This window comes from Sphingobacterium sp. IITKGP-BTPF85 (assembly GCF_001006065.1).
Lineage (GTDB): Bacteria > Bacteroidota > Bacteroidia > Sphingobacteriales > Sphingobacteriaceae > Sphingobacterium > Sphingobacterium anhuiense.
Genome location: NZ_ASZT02000286.1, coordinates 1 through 1,821 on the forward strand (window position 1 = coordinate 1; position 1,821 = coordinate 1,821).

The following is a 1,821-nucleotide window of genomic DNA, read 5'->3' on the forward strand; positions in this document are numbered from 1 at the left end:
TTTTGAACCGATAAATTTCCGATCTTGAATGAATAAAGCGGAAAATTATTTTCGATTATCCTACCAATTTCATTCTCATAACTATAACGGTTTGTGGAACTTCTCCAATGTACGATGACATTTTCGAGCGGTAAGCCAGTATACTTTTCGATAAGATCTGGCAAGGAAATACGGGCAGCAAAATAATCCTCATCGGTATCCACATGTACGGAGCCATGGTACAGGGTGCCATTTATTGTGGTATCCTGTGCCGACTTCGCGATCCGCTTAAACAATTCCATCTTGATCATACGAATCTGATAAGGACTAACCTGAGTACCATTGATGAAATACGCTGGATGATTGGCATCTCGAACGGGAGGAGCATACCGTTCTTCACTATGAAAATATACTGCTCCGAGATAACGCTTCCCTTCCAGGGTAATAGGATAAGGAAGAATATTATTCAGTTTTGCTTCCCGATTAGCGACCAACGCTTGATGCTCAATAACCTTTCCGTTAAGCACAAAGGCATAGTGTTCAAATGTCCCATATTTTTAGGAACATGGCAGCACTATCTGGACTGTTGAAGTACCCTGATTGCGGAAAAGCCCGTAATCCGGATAGGACTAAAATAAAAAGTAGGATATATCTGTTCATTGAAAACATCTTATTACCTGTCCGATTTTTGCTGCACTGCACAAGCAATCAAATAAGCATTAAATAGTATCTTGTTGGTTAGTTGCATAATGGTTTATCATTAATCTCCTCCTAAAATACCATTAAAAAGTTATTGATGATGATTATATTAAATAAATAAAAGTCATTCTTGGCAGAATGGCTTTTCACGAGATTGATAAAGGTGATATATCTTATAGTCAGTTAAAATTGAAAAGACTACCAATTTAGTTCATAATTTGTGCTTCTGCCACCCGAATCTGCTTTAATTAGAATACCTTTATTAACTAAATCTGTAATATCTCGTAATGCGGTATCAGCCGATATCTTGGTCATCTTTGCCCACTTTGATGAAGTCAGATTTCCTTCAAAATTATCCATTAATTTATTCAACATCATACGTTGCCTTTCATTACTGATATGAACATTGTTTTGCATCCAAAAGTGATGTTTTCCCACGACTTTATCTATTATCGTATTCGAAGCAATAATAGCTTCTTTAAGGCAGTTTAAAAACCAAACTACCCAATTGGTAATATCAGAATCGCCTTTTTGCGTTTTCTCTAGAATCGTATAATATTCCTTACGTTCTTGTTTAATTTGCGCAGACATACTATAAAAGCGTTGATTGACACCATCCGCTTTCGATAGTTGCATATCTGTTAATGCACGAGCAATACGTCCATTTCCATCATCAAATGGATGTACAGTCACAAACCATAAATGTACAATAGCAGCTTTTAAGACTGGATCTATACTAGAATCCGTATTAAACCAGCCTATGAATCTCTTCATTTCCTCTTCGAGACGTTCAGCTTTAGGTCCTTCAAAGTGTACAACTTCTTTTCCCATTCCTCCCGAAACCACTTGCATATCTCCACTTCTCCATTGTGCTACATCAATCTTGTACAAGCCACTTCTACCGATTGGAAATAATGCGCCATGCCAGCCAAATAATCTTTCTATACTTATGGTCTTATCTGTATTCTGCGTAGCATCTAACATCATCTCTACCACACCATCAATATGTCGGTCAGATTGGATCAAGCCTGAATTATCTAACCCTAATCGAGTAGCTATTGAAGAGCGCACTTGTTCTGGATTAAGTATTTCACCCTCTATTTCTGATGATTTCACGACATCTTGTATAAGTGTTTCTAAGTT

Annotated in this window: 2 protein-coding genes; both read right to left on the bottom strand. The window is 37.2% G+C overall.

The annotated features are described in order from the left end of the window. On the bottom strand, positions 1 to 506 hold a 506-nt coding region (locus L950_RS25160), incomplete at its 3' end, for a hypothetical protein (RefSeq protein WP_037526543.1). A gap of 370 nt (positions 507 to 876) precedes the next feature. Then, on the bottom strand, positions 877 to 1,821 hold a 945-nt coding region (locus L950_RS25165; protein ID WP_021190754.1), incomplete at its 5' end, for a Fic family protein.